This window comes from Nodularia chucula CCY0103 (assembly GCF_963923915.1).
Lineage (GTDB): Bacteria > Cyanobacteriota > Cyanobacteriia > Cyanobacteriales > Nostocaceae > Nodularia > Nodularia chucula.
The window spans coordinates 1-17612 of sequence record NZ_CAWUOL010000103.1; the positions used below are offsets into that span (position 1 = coordinate 1).

Sequence of the window (17612 nt, forward strand, 5' to 3'; positions counted from 1 at the left end):
TTAAAGTATTTATATCTTAATTAAGTGTACCTCATAACAGACGGAAGTGCTGTATCATTCATTCTATTCAATTAAATACCGCCATAATTGATTCAAAATACCATTTAATTGTCAACAAAAGCTGATATTGATTGTCCTACAAATCTCTACTATTTTAAACGTAATCTGAAAAAGAATTGTCATGGTTAACTGATTTTTAATTGTATATGAAGTCTGATATTTATGAAAATAAAATGTTTATAATAAAAAATGAAAATCTTAGAAAATGTTTTTTAACTACAGAAAACTATGCAATAGAAAAGATAAAACTTATAGGACAACAAATCATAAAAATACACTATGTTTGGGCAGCAAAATCCTTCAGTATTCGATCAAACAATCAAGAGTTCATTTGATGAATCTTTGGCGAAATCAGCACTTTTAGTCTCTAATTCTTCCCCAGAACTAAATACTACTTTACCAATTAGTAGTAGTTCCTCTCAATTAAACAATATACCAACACTGCCCAATTTATTTCGCGGAGCTAACCCCAACCCTAACCCTAATCCTTACCTCACCAGTGCGGCAATTGTGCCAGATTTCAATGGGAATGGCAAAGCAGACAAATTGTGGGTAAATGCTGAAACAGGTGAAATCATCGTTCGCCTCATGGATGGCACAACAGTCATGGAAGAGGCTTCTTTAGGTCAATTTGACCTATCATCCATGACTTACGAAATTGCCGACTTCGATGGTGATGGCAAAACAGACTTCTTGTTACGTAATCAGGCCACAGGAGAGAATCGCCTAGTGCTAATGGATGGTACAAGAGTTGCCAATACAGTTGCATTAGAGACAGTTGATTCCAATTGGACAGCTCAAATTGGCGATTTCAATGGCGATCGCAAAACAGATATTTTCTGGCATAATGCACAAACAGGTCAAAATGCCATTTGGACAATGGATGGCACCACAGTAATTGATGCAGCAGTTATAGAAACCACAGAAATATCCCATACTCCCACCGTTGTGGATTTCGACGGTAATGGCAAAAGTGATGTCTTCTGGCGCAATGCCGAAACCGGTGAGAATAAAGTTTGGTTTATGGATGGTACTAGCAAAACCGAATTTAGTCTCCAATCTCAAGCAGCTGGCTGGGACTTCACCTTGGGTGATTTCAACGGTGACTTAAGAAGCGATTTGCTGTGGCGCAATGCCGAAACCGGTGAAAATAAGATTTGGACAATGAACGGTATTTTTGTTACCGAAGCCACACTAGCAACCCTCGACTCATCCTGGACATCTCAAATTGCTGACTTCAATGGCGATGGTAAGACTGATATTTTCTGGCGCAATCAAGTAACAGGTGAAAACACAGCCTGGTTAATGGATGGCACAACAGTATCCACTGAAGCATTCCTACCTAGCAATGATGCTGCATTGATGCCATCCTTCGGTGACTTCAATGGTGATGGCAGAACCGACATCTACTGGCGTGACCAACAAACAGGTGTAGATCGCATTTGGTCAATGAATGGGACAACAGCAACTGAATCTTTTGTTGCTGAAGAAAATAGACTTGGTGGAGAATGGTTCACCGCCTAAGATTTATTTTGAGATATTGGTAAGGTATTAACCGTTGTAGGGGTAGTTGATTAATTACCCCTACTTTCAGTTTGTTTAAAACCTGTAGCTCAAAATCTTAATTTCACTACTTTCTGGGAGATTATTAGAGCTGATAGTAACAGTATCAGAATTAGCACGACGTACAGGCACACCCTGCATCAAATCGAGAAATTCATCCACTGGCGAAATATCACATACAGCACCATCAGCAGCTTGTGTGCGGTAGTGAGTGGGAATCACCAATTTAGGATTTAATATCCTAGTAGCTGCTTGGGCTTCTTGGGCATTATAGGCTTTATCACTGCCTCCCACAGGAATTAACGCCAAATCTGGCCGACCCATCAGGATTCTTTGTTCAGTAGAAATAGGTGCAGCAGCGCCGCCTAAATGCAGGATATTAATTCCCCCTTGCTGCCAACGCCAAGCAGTATTAATACCGAATTGCCTGCCACCTCTGCGGTCATGGTCTATAGCAATTCCCTGTATCTTAATCCCTTCAAACTCATAAGCACCAGGTGCATATACTAGCTTGGGGTTTCCCGGTAGTCCATCCACAGCACCTTCATCTAATAATTGACTGCTAATCATCACTAAATCCGCTTCCATTTGTGGCGGACGATAACCAGCTGTACAACCCATTGTCTGAAAGGGATTGACGAGAATTTTCACCCCACCACCAGTAAATAGAAAGCAAGTATGACCCAACCACTGCACTGATAAACCGCTAGCTTGTCCGTCAGCTTTCAGGGGGGAACCCAAATTAGTAACCAGCGCTGTGACTAACCCCGCACCAGCGTAGCCTATCAACTCTCGTCGTTTCATTAATTACTCTCTCAACTCTAATTCTTCCAGAAAGTTGCGTAATAACTGCTTTCCTGAAGATGTTAAAACACTCTCTGGATGAAACTGGACTCCTTGAATGTGAGGATAGTTCCGGTGTCGCACGCCCATAATCGTGCCATCTTCCACCCAAGCAGTAATTTCTAACACTTCTGGGCAGGTGTCACGGTCAATGACTAGACTATGATATCTGGTGGCGATCATCGGATTTTCTAATCCTCGGAAAACACCTAATCCAGAGTGAGACACCTGTGAAGTTTTACCATGCATCAATTCTGTGGCAGAAACAATTTTACCACCAAACACTTGACCAATACTTTGATGTCCCAAACACACACCCAAAATAGGGAGGTTGTGACCTAGCTGTTGAATTATTTCTTGGGAAATACCAGCATTTTCTGGACGACCAGGGCCAGGAGAAATGACTACAAGGTGAGGATTTAAGGCTCGGATTTCCTCTACTGTGATTTTGTCGTTGCGAAAAACTTGAATATCTGATGCTACAGGGAACTCTGCTGCTAGTTCTCCTAAATACTGCACCAAATTATATGTAAAACTATCATAATTATCAATGACTATAATCAAAGCCTATAACTCCTGGTTTCTCTGACACAGATTATTTATAGTCATTAATTATCGAACATTATGAATAATTCTACACACAGAGAAGTTAGAATTTGGACATGATTAAAATTACCAGAGGCGGTAGTAAGAGTGTACCCGCAACTAGTACAGCTACCAAGGAGGACACTAGCACAGCACCAGCAGCGCAATCTTTGGCAACTTTAGCTAACTCATGGTAAGTTTGCTTGACGGTTAAGTCTACAAGGGACTCAATGGCTGTATTCAGTAATTCCAACGCCAATACTAAACCACTAGTTATACCAATGATGGCAATTTCTATTGGTTGGAGATGCAAAAACAGGCTTAAGGCGATCGCTAAAGCACATACACTCAGATGGATACGAAAATTACGCTGAGTATGAAAACTGTAGCTGATTCCAGCCCAAGCATATTTAAAACTAATGAATAAATTAGAGGCAACTTGCCAGGATAATTCCCTTTCCTTAGTGATTAGCGTTGGTAAGCCCTTTGATGTTTGGGAAGGGGAAATTTGTGGGGACATAAGCCTAAAAATAGGATAATAGGGTAATTACAGAAGAATTTCACAGATTTTCCGATTTTTTATGATGCAATTAATCTTAAAGCAATTTTCTACAGAAATATGATGAATATTGCAAAACATAAAAATATTCAATATTCTATGTCAATATGAATACTAATTGCTTTCAGTAATATTACTTGCTTTTGGATCATTTGCATTAACTGCTCTTCATCTGGATGATCCCAACCCAGCAGATGCAGCAGCCCGTGAGCGGCTAACCAAGCTAATTCTGTGGTCAGAGTGTGGCCTTGCTGTTGCGCTTGACGTTGAGCGGTATTGATCGAAATGACGATATCACCTAGATACAAAGGCGCTCCCATCATTTCCGGAATCTCAGGAAAATCCGCCTCTAAAGCCGCAAAAGATAAAACATCTGTCGGCCGATCTTGATGACGATATTGAGCATTCAATGACTGAATTTCAGCATCATCTGTTAATCGCAGCCCAATTTCATAAACTGAGGCTGGTACAATATCAGGCTTGAGAGTTTCTAACCAGCACTGAAACCAGTCTTCCCAAGTTTTTGTAGCAACTAAAATATGTTCATCCCCACCATCTATAGCTGATTTTGAGGACGATTCATAAAACAAATCCTGCACATCTAGTTCAACTTGCACCAGTGATTAAATCTCCTGCTATTAGTGAGTTAGGTAAGCCAGACCAACTAACACAGCTAAAAGCCCTATAGTGGTGAGGGCAAAATGTTTGATGGAAGTGCCTCCCTTACGCACCATGTTTCGCATGGCCAGTTTCACATAGCTAGGTTTGGGTTCCGTGGGAGAATTGCTCATAATAATGTGATTACAACACTTTCCTACATAATATAAATCTAACAGCTTAATTTGGTTTCCATTGCCATTTTGTCCATTTTAGGGGAGAGGAGACGAATAATTTCCGGCTCTCCCTACTCCTTCCCTAAGCAGGAGTATTTTCTACTAGTTGGCTTTCTTGGCGCAGATAGCCTTGAATAAATAAATCTAACTCCCCATCCATGACATCTGAAATGGCAGTAGTTTCGACATTTGTCCGCAAATCCTTCACCATTTGGTAAGGGTGGAACACATAGTTACGAATTTGGTTCCCCCAAGATGCTTCCACCATATCGCCTCTAATTTCCGCCACTTCTTGGGCTTTTTGCTCTCTAGCAATTACTAGCAGTTTAGCCTTGAGACGGGCGAGGGCTTTATCTTTATTTTGCAGTTGGGATCGTTCTTCTGTACACCGAACTGCAATACCAGTGGGGATGTGAACAATACGCACTGCTGTTTCAACTTTGTTGACATTCTGCCCACCTTTACCACCAGCCCTAGATGTGGTAATTTCCAAATCCTTATCAGGAATATCTAGTTGGACAGAGTTATCTAACTGCGGCATAATTTCTACACCAGCAAAACTGGTTTGCCGCTTACCGTTGGCATTAAAGGGTGAAATGCGTACTAAGCGATGTGTGCCGGTTTCCGAGCGTAAGTAACCGTATGCATAACGACCGGTAATTTCCAGAGTGGCTGATTTAATTCCAGCTTCATCGCCCTCTGATTCTTCTGCTAAGGTGACTTTGTAGCCGTGCTTTTCGCCCCACCGGGTGTACATCCGCATGAGCATAAAAGCCCAGTCTTGGGCATCTGTGCCACCAGCACCCGCATTAATTGTGAGTACAGCCCCTTCTGCATCATAGGGACCAGAAAGTAATTGTTGTAATTCCCATTGGTCAAGTTCACGATGGAGCTTTGTAACTGTAGATTCCGCTTCTTGCAATAGAGCTGTGTCGGTTTCTAATTCCAATAACTCCACCACGGCTTGGGTATCCTCTATACTGGAACGCCAGTGCTGGTATTGATGGAGGTGGGATTTGAGGTCGTTAAGTTCTTGCAGCGTTGTTTGGGCTTGATTTTGATCATCCCAAAATTCTGGCTGGGCGGCTATTTGTTCTAAATCTTGAATTTTGGCATTGAGTGCAGGTATGTCAAAGATAGTCCTGGGCTTTACCCAGACGACCGGACAATATTTCGATTTCGCGTTTTAGTTCTAATACTTCCATAGTGCTTGCTAAAGAAGGTCAATTTACTATTGTAGTATAAAATTTCCATTCTTTATAGCTAGGGAGTTAAAGAGGCAGGGTGCAGGGAGCAGGGGGGAAGATTTTTAGTTTCCAATACCCAAATTTGCACTTAGCGACTTGTACTGACTTGTACCGAACGCAGCCGAAGTAAGCCGAAGTGTCCCCACACTCCCCACACTCCCTTTTGGGTCAAGTAAGCATTTTTTCGGATAAATAGCTAGATATTCTGGGAAAAATTTCATATTTTTTTGGGATCAATGATCTGAGGCTGAAAAAAATAGCTATCAACAGATAAAAAAGCAAATAATTCCGTATAAATACTGAGGACGCACGTAGATTTTTTCCTAAATTCAGTAAAACGACGATGGTTTATTCAGCCCCAACTAAGGAGAATAATGACAGATTAAAAGGCAGTATACGCAGCTCCGTTTTCTGAGAGAAAAGGAGTTCTAAGAAAGGAATTTCTATATTATGACCACAGGTGAATCCTCTATGCGAATTGATGGTATGGAGTTATTGCACTTATACCACCAAAATCCCTCTATTAAACTTCGTAATCAACTGGTACAGTTACATACTGGTTTGGTGAGAAAGATAGCTCATAAGTTCAGCCATCAATGCCATGAACCTTATGAGGATTTAGAACAAATCGGTTATTTTGGCTTAATTAGGGCAATTGAACGCTTCGACCCTAGTCAGGGATATGCGTTTAGTTCTTTTGCTGTGCCATACATTCGCGGTGAGATGCTGCATTTTCTACGCGATCGCAGTACGCTATTAAAAATCCCTCGTCGTTGGCAAGAACTGTACAACGAAGGGCAAAGAGTCCGCAAAGAATTATCAATTGCTTGGGGTCGCTCTCCCAAAGATGCGGAAATTGCAGAATATCTACAGGTGTCTGTGCAGGAATGGCAGGAAACTAAGTTAGCAGCTCAAAATCGGATGCCTTTGAGTTTAGATGCTACAGCAGTTCATTATGTAGATTGCCAAGTTACTTTAGGTGAGGCGCTTCCTTGTCCCCGTTCTACTGCTCAACAGCAGCAGGATGAAGAACGGCAACAACTACAAGGGGCAATTAAGATGTTAGAAGATAAGCCCCGGATGGCTGTGGAAATGGTGTTTTTAAAGGAATTGTCTCGCAAGGATGCGGCTAAGAAAATTGGTACTAGTCCGATGACGGTGACTCGATATTTGCAAAAAGGTATTCAGGATCTTATTTGCTATTTACAACCACAAACAGTACCAACTGGATCTTAATAAATGTGTAGTCAAAAGTCAAAGGTCGATTAATGACCAATGACTAATGACTAACTATCGAGATTTTAGATCAGCGATCGCACCTTTAGTCATGGCGGCAATGGTTTTATCACTGGCTTTGGGCAAATGATAATACTTACCTGCGGCTGTTTGCGATAACTCTTTAGCAAAACCAGTAGAGACAAATTTACTTTCGGTATCAATTACCAATAACTGTATCCCCAAGGCTCTGATTCTAGCGGCAATATCTAGCAATTCCCCTTTGATATCTGGTTTTTCTCCTGGTTCTAACTGTTCACCCAAGGAACGCCCTAAAGGAATATTACCCCGACCATCAGTGATAGCGACAATCACAACTTGCCCAATATCTCCACTCATCTGGGCATTTACACCGATGCGTACTGCTTGAGTTAAACCATGTGCTAGGGGGGAACCACCGCCACAAGGTAGCCTTTCTAGACGGTTACGGGCTAAGGCAATGGAACGTGTTGGGGGTAATAATACTTCTGCTTGTTCTCCCCGGAAGGGAATCAAGGCTACTTGGTCACGGTTTTGATAGGCTTCTGTTAACAGTTGCATCACAGCACCTTTAGCTGACTGCATCCGGTTGAGAGCCATTGAACCAGAAGCATCCACTACAAATACTACCAAGGCTCCGGCTTTGCGGATTAACCGCTTGGAACGAATATCACCTGGTTCGACAATAACTTTTTTATTGGGTTGTCTTGCTCGTCTCGCCTTTTGATAAGGTGCAGCAGCCCTGAGAGTAGCATCTACGGCGATGCGGCGGACTTTGCCTTTGGGTAACATGGGCTTGATGTAGCGTCCCCGGTCATCGGAGAAGATAATGCTGCGACTACCAGATTTTCCGTCTCTTTTGGCAGTTTGGGCAAAATAAAGGACGCTTTCATCCATAATTACCCCTTCTGGATCAAAAATAAATTCCTCTGGGATGTCGGGGGGTTGTTGTTCTTGGTCTTCTTGGTCTTGTTCCTGTTCTTCTTGTTCTTCCTCTTCGTCCTGATTTTCCTGGTCTTCTTGTTCGTCTTGATTTTGTGGTGGTGGTGGCGGTGGTGGTGGTGGTTGGTCTGGTGGTGGGGTCTGGACGATGGTGGAACGGGGGACAATGACAAATTCTACAGCCCGGCGCAGGTCTTCTGCGTTGACTGTGGTTCTACCTTCTAAAGCTGCGGCCGCTTTGGCTACACGCACGGCGAATAATTCGGCGCGATGTCCTTGGACTCCACCGCGAATGGCTTCATTTACTAAATAGGTAATTTGTTCTGCGGTGATGGTGACTTCTTTTAACCATTCCCGCGCCAGGATAATTTGGGTTTTTAGCCCGTCTAAGTCTTCTTCGTATTGCTGGAGAAAGTCTTGGGGAGATTTAGAATAGGCGATCGCCTGCTCCACAGCTGATACTCTTTGATCTAGGCCGAGGACACCATCAGCAGACAGAGAAATGGCGATTCTATCTAATAAATGTTCCCGTAATCCGCCTTCTTCTGGGTTATAGGTGGCGATAAATAAGGATTTGCAAGAATGCTGAAAACTAATCCCTTCTCGCTCAATGCGGTTACGTCCCTCGGATAATACTGTCAGTAGTTGATTAGAGATTTGGTCATCTAATAAATTCAATTCATCCACATACAGCACCCCTCGGTTAGCTGTGGCGAGTAACCCCGGCTGAAAAATCGTATCACCTTCCTGGACTGACTTTTCTACATCCACAGATCCTAGTAGTCTGTCTTCTGTTACGCCTAAAGGAATCTGGACAAAGGGTGCAGGAATAATTTCTGTGGGAACATCTTGAATATCTTGATCTGCATACTCTGCTAACAGATAGTCATCCCAATCTTCTGGGTGGTTTGGTTCACATTTACTAATGGAACCTTTGACAACTTCGATGGGTGGTAGTAAGGCATGGATAGCACGAGCCATTACTGATTTTGCCGTACCGCGACGGCCGGCGATCGCCACTCCGCCCAAACCGGGATCAACTGCTGCTAACAGCAAGGCTAATTTAATTGCTTCTTGACCGACTACAGCTGTTAAGGGGAAGGCTGTGATTGTAGGGTTAATTGTAGGAGCAGGCATGGTTGGCACAATAGCGAGTCTCGGCTTTCAGCATAGCAATTTTTGGCACATTGAGTTGATAGTTTTGCCGATCTCATGGTTCTTCTAGTTCTAAAGGCATAGTTACTGTGAAGGTAGAACCTATTCCCAGTTCAGAAACTAAATTAATTTCACCTTGTAATAATTTCACTAATCGGCAAGCTATGGCTAATCCTAAACCAGTGCTATCGGGAAGATAAGCGCTATTTTCAGAATGAGCGCGAAAGTAGGGTTCAAAGATGTGCTTTTGGTTTTCTGGGCTAATACCAATTCCTGTATCTGAAACGGCGATCGCCCACTGATGATTACCCACCATCTCACACTGTATACTCACAGTCCCGGACTCTGTATATCTAATAGCATTACTCACAAGATTAATCAGAATTTGTTGTAATTGATATTCATCTGTGACTACTTTTTGAGGAATGCTGTTATAGTCCACCAGCATGGTTAATTGTTTTTCATCAGCTAAAGGCTGCAACATTTCATATATACTGCCGATTAACTCACGCACATTTACCACTGCTGGGTGAAGTTTTATTTGTCCAGCATCAAAACGAGAAATTTCCAAAACATCGTTAATTAACCGGAGTAATTGTCTGCCATTGCGTAATACCCGCTCAATATGCCCTAAATTGCTCGAATGATCGTTTATTTCTGGCTTTTTCCGTTCTTGACGTAAAAATAAATCTGAGTAACTAATAATTGAACTTAAAGGATGTTTTAAATCATGGGCAAGTTGAGAAATATGATCTTGATTAGCGATAACTAAACGTTTAAGTTGTTGATTATGAAGTGCTAGAGAAGTATGTAACTGCTTTAAATCCTGTAAACGTTCCTCAGTATAACTACTCACGCATTGTGCGATCGCTTCATCGATCACAGCACTAATTAAACGCATGGAACGTATAATCTCAGCAGGTGTTCCCTGCAATAGATATGGCTCTAGGATATTAAATATTACGGTTCTTAATAAATGATATTCATGAGCAATTTCTGCGGGATCAAAGCCTTGTTTAGCCCGGAGGATTCCATGATGCCAACTAGCAGTAATTATCGACTGAATATCACTAGCCTCAGAGTGGGAAAGAACTGTCGCCATTGCCTTTAAGACATCTGGTACGTCATTTTCGATACCTGTATAAGTTAAGTCTTCAGCACTTTCAATCTTTCTATCCTTCCGAACTGCTGTCACCCATGCCTGGAGAATTATATCAGTATTTTCAGCCAGTAACAGACTAAAATCCATTATTTTCGACTAGGTATAAACTAGATCAACTTACATTAAATTATTTTAGCTGATGATCAGCCTGAATCAACAATTATCCCTAGTCATGCCAATTCCGTGTCAAGATGTGCTGAAATATTACGACAAACCACTATACCCCAGGGTGCTAGGACACAAAGGAAAGAAATTGAGCGCAACTTTATTTTGATTTATAAAGAGCAACTTTATTTTGATTTATAAAGAAGTGAAAACGCTGTTTCCCACTCCCCACCCAGGTAAGTAAGTTAAAAAATCAAAGCGGATGACACTAAGTAAAGCCTAGATACAGCAAAAACCCACAGCCGAATGGTGTGGGAGATAGCTATTATGGGGTTATTAAGTTATTTTCCAGGGGTTGATAAATTGCGATTCTACCTACTCAAAGCTTGATGATTGAGGAGTTATTCCCTAATATCTCAGAATGTGGAGTATGTCGCGCAGGACGCTATATCCAGCTAAATCCCAGAGTAAATAAGCCAGGAAGCCAATCATAGCTAGACGACCATTCCATAATTCAGCTTGAGGGTTTAAACCAAACAGAAAAGCGTTACGGTCTACACCGTTATAAGCCTTAGCAACTGGTGGTATATCTGTAGAAGGACGAGTTTCTCTAGTTTCCATTTTTTTACTCCCAGGTGAAACTAATTATTGAGGATTGAATCTTTAATAACGAATGAGATGTAGCACGTCCCGGAGAACGCTATGTCCAGCTAAATCCCAAAGTAAGTAAGCCAGAAAGCCAATCATAGCTAGGCGACCATTCCACAATTCAGCTTGGGGAGTCCAACCAAAGAGAAAGGCATTACGATCTCTGCCATTGTATTCTAATGCAACTGGTGGTAAATCTGTAGGAGAGCGAGTCTCTTTAGTTTCCATTTTTTTTCCTAAATTATTTGCTGCTTGACTTTAATTTAACTATTTATCAATAAAAGGTTTTCCATCTGAAGGTACAAACTACATGCACCTCTTGTGGACGATTATTATAAACTAATAATTAGGAGTATATCCACCCGTGGGAGGTGATGGAACTGCTATTTATAAATAAATGTAAAACAAAAACTTTAAACAAGATATTTTTATCCTAATTTTCTAGTGTAAATTATCTATTAATCATCCACCATATTTAATCCCAAATATCCTGATATACCTGTCTATTTTACCTCTGTTTATTGCAGCTAAAAATATTTATGTCTAGAATATTTCAGCTAGACCTTATCAAAAAAAACTGCATAATTGACATTTAAACTAAAGTAAATATGATTGGAATAAAAACGTGCAACAGTTTAGTTAAACTTCTATCTTAAGCTATAGACGTTTTCTCACTAGAGATGGATGCAGAAAGTAGCTAAATTCCAGGATTCTAAAAGTGATGAAGAGTTGGGTATTGCTATAGATACAGGAATAAATATAAGATGTTTACTTATTTCTGACGAAATTCCTCATGCTTCCCATATTCCCATTTAGAAAAAGGACAGATAATGTTTGAATTTACGGAAAACATACTAGGAGTCTATCAGCCATTATCTTGGCTAGCACAAACTCCAGTAGTTCCCACGGAAATTACCCCAGCGCAAGCATCAGTTATCAACTCTGGTCCGCGCTTTTTTGTGGCTTTAATCTCCGGTGTGATCCTAGCTTTTGCTTTCCAACTTGTATTAACTAACCTCTCCGTCGCAGCTGGTATTTCCTATTTAGGGCGACCATCTGATTCAGATGGGGTGGTTCGGGTCGGGGGAAGTTTTGGAGGTACAATTCACAAAATTGGTACAGCGCTGGGTTTGTGGACTTTAGTGACTGTGACTATTGCCTTATCAATTGCTTGCTTTCTGGCAGTTAAATTGAGTTTATTGGTATTAGACCCTAGATTAGGAGCAATTTTAGGATTAGTAATTTGGGGTGCATATTTTTTACTGCTGGTGTGGGTGAGTTCCACTACTGTGGGTTCCCTGATTGGTTCGGTAGTAAATTCTGCTACTTCTGGCTTTCAGGCGATTATGGGGACTGCTACGGCTGCATTGGGTGCGAAAGCAGTGAATCAGCAAGTGGTAGCAACGGCGGAAGCGGCGGCCTCGGCTGTGCGTCGGGAGTTAGGTCATGGTATTGATCCTGGTAGTATTCGGGAAAATATTGAGGATTACTTAGAACAGTTACGTCCCCCAGAATTGGATGTATCTCAGATTCGCCAGGAGTTTGAAAATTTACTCAAAGACCCACAATTACAAGGGGTGGCGGGGAGTCCAGACCTGCTTAACATCGACCGTCAAAGGTTTATCGATTTAGTCAGCAGTCGCACTGATCTTTCTAAACGGGATGTGAAGCGGATTAGCGATGTTTTATATAATGTTTGGCAGCAGGTAGCTAGTAAGCAAGAACCAACTCAAGATCATTTGGCGGAGTTAGTCAGTTATCTGAAGTCGCTACCACCAGGACAGGGGAAGACAGATGAACTGAATGCTAAATTGGATCGGTTAATCTCTGAAACGGGGAGTTCTCAGCCAGCAGGAACAGCAGGAAAACCGGGTTTGATGCAAGAGACTTTACAACAGGGAATTACTGCATTGACTGGTATTGTGTTGGGAAGGGCGGATTTATCGGATTTAGATGTGGAAAAAATCTGGCGATCGCTCACCACAGCAAAAGAGAAAGTCACAACACAAACTGATAAACTAGGTTTACTCTCACCCTCAGAACCCTATAGCCCCATTCGGGCTGATGTGGAAAATTATTTACTGAATACTTATGCTTGGCAATTGAGTCCCCAGAGAATTGTTGAAGAATTTCGGGATGTGATCTATGACCCAGTAGCAAATCCGGGTATAGTTAAAAGAGAACTAGAGCGACTGTCTCGCCAAGATTTTGCCAACACTCTCCAACAACGGGGACTGCTAACCCAAGCTCAAATCCAAAGTATTGCTGACCAATTAGAAGCTGTGCGCCAAGAGGTATTAGTTACAGTTAGTGCAGCTGCGGAAAGAGAAATTGCTCAAGATGTGCAACGGCAAGTAGAAAGTTATCTACTAGTTACTGATAAAGTAGAGTTGAATGCAGAAGGTATTGAACATCACTTTAAACCATTATTAGCAGATGCAGATGCAGATTATGAAACTCTTTCTCTGCGACTAGCGCAATTTGACCGTGAGGGAATGGGGGAGATATTGCTAGAACGCAATGATCTGCAACCAGCAGAAGTAGACACGATTCTTAACGAGTTAGAAAACCAGCGCGATCGCATTTTAGTAGAATCTCAAGGATTGGTAGAACAAGCCAAATATCAAGCAGAAACATTATGGTTGAATGTAGAATCATATCTGCAAAATACAGGCAAAGCCGAGTTAAACCCCCATGCGATTCGCGCTGATTTGCAAAAGTTGCTTGAAGATCCCCAATCGGGAATCATCGCCATGCGCGCCCGATTAGCTCGTTTTGACCGTGATACTTTAGTACAGTTATTGAGTCAACGGGAAGATTTGAGTGAACAGCAAGTTAATCAAATTATTGATGCTGTGGAAGAATCTTGGTACAATATCAGCCATATACCCCAAGCTTTGACAGCAAAAGCTCAAGAACAGTATGACTCTGTAACCACTACCATCGCCGATTACTTACGGAATACTGGTCAAGAAGAATTAAATCCAGAAGGCATTCAACGGGATTTTAGCAGATTATTTGCCCAACCCAGAGAGGGAGTTGTAGCCCTCCGCCATCGGTTGTCTCAGGTAGATAGAGATACTTTGGTGAAGTTAATCAGTCAACGGCGCGATTTAAATGAAGCACAAGTTAATGAAGTCATTGATTCAGTGCAAACTTCCATTCAGAATATTGTAGGTGCGCCTCGTCGTCTAGCTACCCGCACACAGCAAAGAATAGAAACCTTCCAAGCATATTTAGCAGACTATTTGCGGCAAACGGGTAAAGAAGAACTGAACCCAGAAGGGATCAAACGGGATTTACAATTATTGTTGCATGATCCGCGCGTGGGAATGGAAACTTTCAGCGATCGCCTCGCGCATTTCGACCGTGACACCATCATTGCTTTGCTGAAAATTCGGGAAGATATCACCGATGCAGAAGCCGCCACAATTGCTGATAATATCGTCTCTGTGCGTGATCAATTTGTCGAGCAAATCCGGGGTATCCAACGGCAGATTCAAGGTGTCATAGAAGGAATTTTTGACCGGATTCGTAACTACCTCAACGCCTTAGAACGCCCCGAACTCAACTATGATGGGATTAAGCGGGATGTTCGCACCTTCTTTGATGATCCACAGGCTGGGTTTGACGCATTACGCGATCGCCTATCACATTTCGACCGAGACACCCTAGTAGCCATTATCAGTTCCCGTGAGGACATTTCTGAGGCCGATGCAAACCGAATTATTGACCAAGTTGAACGGGCGCGTAACACAGTATTACAAAGAGCCGAACGCATACAGCATGAAGCCCAACGCCGCCTAGAAGACATCAAACATCAAGCACAACTACAAGCAGAAGAAACCCGCAAAGCCGCCGCCACAGCCGCTTGGTGGTTATTTGTCACAGCTTTTGTTTCCGCCGTATTTTCCGCATTAGGAGGAGCGCTAGGCGTGGTTGTAGTGTAGGGATTGGGGATTGGGGACTGGGGACTGGGTATTGGGTATTGGGGACTGGGTATTGGGGACTGGGTATTGGGGACTGGGTATTGGGTATTGGAAACTTTCCCCCCACATTTCCCACACCCCCCACACTTCCCACACTTCCCACACTTCCCACACTTCTACTCCCCACTGCTTTCTCCCCATTGATTAATGGCAGAAAATATTGAAGAGTAGTCATCATTAGCAAATGACATTTTCACAGCTGTGTGAACAAGTTGGCGGACAGCTTCAATACTAACGAGATCCAAACCCAGTGATTTTGCTTCCGAGATAAACAAATCTGTGTCCTTGAGCAAATGTTTTGTAGGGAAATTGGGATTGGTATAATTGCCATCTAACATCCGGCGGAGTTTCTTGTCAAAGGTAGGCGCATAAAGGGAACTTTCCCGCAGGATTTGCATAAATAAATCTATATTGATACCTTGACGCTCCACAAATGCCAAACTCAGCGCAAAGCTAGTTGTCAGGGAAGCAATAAGTTGATTTAGTGCCAATTTCATCCCCGACGCAGAACCCACTGGCCCGACAAATACAGGTTCTTCACCAAAATTTTTCAGTAGGGGTAAATGGCGTTGATATTGTCTTTGTTCCGCCCCTACCATCACAATCAATTCGCCTGCTTTAGCTTCAGGAATACTACCTAATACGGGAGCTTCCATATACTCACCACCGCCACCAATTACCGCATCTCGAATTTCTTGGCTTTCTGTAGGAGTAATAGTCCCCATCTGAATCACAGTGCGTCCTTCTAAGGTGCGCCAAGAAGTATCAGACAGCAAAACATGATAAATAGCGGCGGCGTTAGTCAGCATGAGAATAATACACTCAGCTTCCCGAATTGCTAGGCGGGGATGTGTAACGATTTCCGCACCAGCAGCCTGTAATGGGGCTAATTTTTCTGGGGTGCGATTGTACGCTACTAGCTCAATGTTGGCTGCTAACAACCGTTGAGCCATCGGTAATCCCATGAGTCCAGTTCCCAGAAATGCCACCTTCATTGTTTACGTTCCTTTGGTACAGCTTCGGTGTAGCCAGTCGTAGATATCGCGTTTCCATTGTTTGATTGTACGCTGGTTGAACAGTTACCACTGTCCAGTAATAACTGTTCCGTTACTAACCTTTTTCCCTGACTGACAATTAACCCCCGGCGGCAAATGTCACCATAATAATCACTGAAAGTAAAATACCAGGGCTAAGTAGTGTTATCAATAAGAATAGTTCATGAGCCGTCATAATTAATACTTTCCTATTAGCTGAATCTGCACAGTATTCAATGTCATCCTAATCTATATCAGGGTGAGCTAGCTTTCCTAAAGACTGTTTTAACTTTTCTCCATTTTAGTTTGGTACAGTCAGTCCTTGGAGTGGTTGCGCTATTTCTGTCTGCTGGAGTCCTTTGCTTTGAATTAACACGCCAAAGCCACCTAATGCGGTGGGATCTATGAACTTGTGTAATGCTTCCCGTCGTTGTAGTAGTTGTGAAATGGGAACTTCTTGGTGGGAAAGAGCTGCAATGCGATCGCCTAAACCCAAAGCCATCAAAAATAAACCTTGCTGAATAAAGCCGATTTTTTGTAAATTGAAGCGATCGCCCCATTTTTCCAAAGCCGTAAAATCAACATGGGCAGTAATATCTTGCTTACCAATGTTGACATAAGGATTATCATGATAGCGATGGTTGAAATAACACTGTAAAGTGCCATGCGATCGCCTGGGATTATAATAACGATGCGCCGGGTAGCCATAATCAATAGTTAACACATACCCCCGACCTAAGCATTCCGCTACACTACCCAACCAATTACCAGCAGCCAAATTAATCTCACTGCGATAGCCATCCGCATAACCACCCCTCACCAAATCAATTTCCACTAAATCCAGATAATTGGGCAATTCCGGCGTAGAAACATCCCCCGTGACCTCCACAAAAAACGTCTCAGACTCATCTTTGTGCGTTGTCACATAAACTTCCCGCATTTCCCCACCTTCCCAAATAAACTGATGCACAGGTAAAGCATCCACCAATTCATTAGAAAAAAAGCAGCCAGTAATCGACTCACTAGGGATATCTGCTAAATTGCACCAACGCACCGAAAAATCTTGCAAACATTGCTGTTGTTCTTGCTGTAATCCCGGGGACTTCTCCACAATCACATAATCCAACGCCGCCAAAAAATCAGGATGATGTAGCCGATAATAATTCAGGATATGCAGAGCCAGTAAACCCGTACCCGCTCCCATTTCCACCAGAGAAAAAGGCACAGGACGAGCTAAAATCTCCCACATTTGCAAAAACTGTACCGCCAATAACTCCCCAAAATCAGCACCAAGATGAGGCGAAGTAAAAAAATCACTCCCCTGAAAACCAATTTTCACAGCATGACTGGAATAGTAACCATATTCAGAGTGATATAAAGCCATATCCATAAATTCAGCGAAAGTAATTCGCCCTTCAGGACTCCTCGCAATACTATCGGCTATGGCTGTACACAATGCTGGATGAGAAATCATAGACAAGACAACTAAGGCTTTGCTCTTTAATTATCATCAATTTCTAGAAAATAATATCTAAATCCAGTTCCCCTCTTCTATTGGCTACGGTGTACACACAAGTCGAAGTAAACTACTAGGGGAGGGGACTTTATGAGGAAAAAGAAAATGGAAAATCCC

Annotated in this window: 15 protein-coding genes; 3 read left to right on the plus strand and 12 right to left on the minus strand. The window is 42.4% G+C overall.

The features are described 5' to 3' along the window. Positions 1–339 precede the first annotated feature (339 nt). Positions 340–1584, plus strand: a complete 1245-nt coding sequence (locus ACM0OP_RS20700) for an FG-GAP repeat domain-containing protein (RefSeq protein WP_414530312.1) — start codon at positions 340–342, stop codon at positions 1582–1584. Positions 1585–1659: 75 nt separating this feature from the next. Here the strand turns inward: ACM0OP_RS20700 and ACM0OP_RS20705 are convergent, their stop codons facing one another. The 6 genes from ACM0OP_RS20705 to prfB form a co-directional block, all read right to left on the minus strand. Next, positions 1660–2427: an MBL fold metallo-hydrolase gene (locus ACM0OP_RS20705; protein ID WP_414530313.1), complete on the minus strand. Its 768-nt coding sequence runs from the start codon at positions 2425–2427 to the stop codon at positions 1660–1662. A 3-nt stretch (positions 2428–2430) separates the two neighbouring features. Next, the gene (locus ACM0OP_RS20710) at positions 2431–3030 is read right to left on the minus strand and encodes an anthranilate synthase component II (protein ID WP_414530314.1); all 600 of its coding nucleotides are present in this window, start codon (positions 3028–3030) and stop codon (positions 2431–2433) included. An 85-nt stretch (positions 3031–3115) separates the two neighbouring features. Then, the gene (locus tag ACM0OP_RS20715) at positions 3116–3571 is read right to left on the minus strand and encodes a diacylglycerol kinase family protein (RefSeq protein WP_414530315.1); all 456 of its coding nucleotides are present in this window, start codon (positions 3569–3571) and stop codon (positions 3116–3118) included. A gap of 128 nt (positions 3572–3699) precedes the next feature. Then, a complete protein-coding gene (gene ybeY / locus ACM0OP_RS20720; RefSeq protein ID WP_414530316.1) occupies positions 3700–4227 on the minus strand; it encodes an rRNA maturation RNase YbeY in 528 nt (175 codons plus the stop codon). 21 nt (positions 4228–4248) lie between these two features. After that, on the minus strand, positions 4249–4401 hold the full coding sequence (locus tag ACM0OP_RS20725; protein ID WP_414530317.1) for a DUF3285 domain-containing protein: 153 nt from the start codon (positions 4399–4401) through the stop codon (positions 4249–4251). Between the two features lie 124 nt (positions 4402–4525). After that, positions 4526–5648, minus strand: a protein-coding gene (gene prfB, locus ACM0OP_RS20730; protein ID WP_414530318.1) for a peptide chain release factor 2 whose coding sequence is annotated in 2 segments (ribosomal slippage) — positions 4526–5575 and positions 5577–5648 — 1122 coding nt in all. Because the reading frame shifts where the segments join, the coding sequence is not laid out codon by codon here. 492 nt (positions 5649–6140) lie between these two features. On the opposite strand from prfB, the gene ACM0OP_RS20735 reads away from it, so the two are divergent. After that, a complete protein-coding gene (locus ACM0OP_RS20735; protein WP_414530319.1) occupies positions 6141–6926 on the plus strand; it encodes an RNA polymerase sigma factor SigF in 786 nt (261 codons plus the stop codon). 54 nt (positions 6927–6980) lie between these two features. On the opposite strand, the gene bchD is transcribed toward ACM0OP_RS20735, so the two are convergent. The 4 genes from bchD to ACM0OP_RS20755 form a co-directional block, all read right to left on the minus strand. Next, on the minus strand, positions 6981–9023 hold the full coding sequence (gene bchD / locus ACM0OP_RS20740) for a magnesium chelatase ATPase subunit D (protein WP_414530320.1): 2043 nt from the start codon (positions 9021–9023) through the stop codon (positions 6981–6983). Between the two features lie 73 nt (positions 9024–9096). Further along, positions 9097–10290 (minus strand): sensor histidine kinase, encoded by a 1194-nt coding sequence (locus ACM0OP_RS20745; protein ID WP_414530321.1) that lies wholly within the window; start codon positions 10288–10290, stop codon positions 9097–9099. Positions 10291–10716: 426 nt separating this feature from the next. Continuing rightward, entirely contained in the window at positions 10717–10929 is a 213-nt protein-coding gene (locus tag ACM0OP_RS20750) for a chlorophyll a/b-binding protein (RefSeq protein WP_414530322.1), read from the minus strand. A 42-nt stretch (positions 10930–10971) separates the two neighbouring features. Beyond that, complete coding sequence (locus ACM0OP_RS20755) at positions 10972–11184, minus strand: chlorophyll a/b-binding protein (RefSeq protein WP_414530323.1); 213 nt, start codon at positions 11182–11184, stop codon at positions 10972–10974. Between the two features lie 602 nt (positions 11185–11786). On the opposite strand from ACM0OP_RS20755, the gene ACM0OP_RS20760 reads away from it, so the two are divergent. Beyond that, the gene (locus ACM0OP_RS20760) at positions 11787–14906 is read left to right on the plus strand and encodes an MFS transporter (RefSeq protein ID WP_414530324.1); all 3120 of its coding nucleotides are present in this window, start codon (positions 11787–11789) and stop codon (positions 14904–14906) included. A gap of 155 nt (positions 14907–15061) precedes the next feature. Here ACM0OP_RS20760 and ACM0OP_RS20765 read toward each other — a convergent pair whose 3' ends face one another. After that, on the minus strand, positions 15062–15940 hold the full coding sequence (locus ACM0OP_RS20765) for an NAD(P)-dependent oxidoreductase (RefSeq protein ID WP_414530325.1): 879 nt from the start codon (positions 15938–15940) through the stop codon (positions 15062–15064). Positions 15941–16280: 340 nt separating this feature from the next. Next, positions 16281–17453, minus strand: a complete 1173-nt coding sequence (locus ACM0OP_RS20770) for a class I SAM-dependent methyltransferase (RefSeq protein WP_414530326.1) — start codon at positions 17451–17453, stop codon at positions 16281–16283. Positions 17454–17612: the final 159 nt, after the last annotated feature.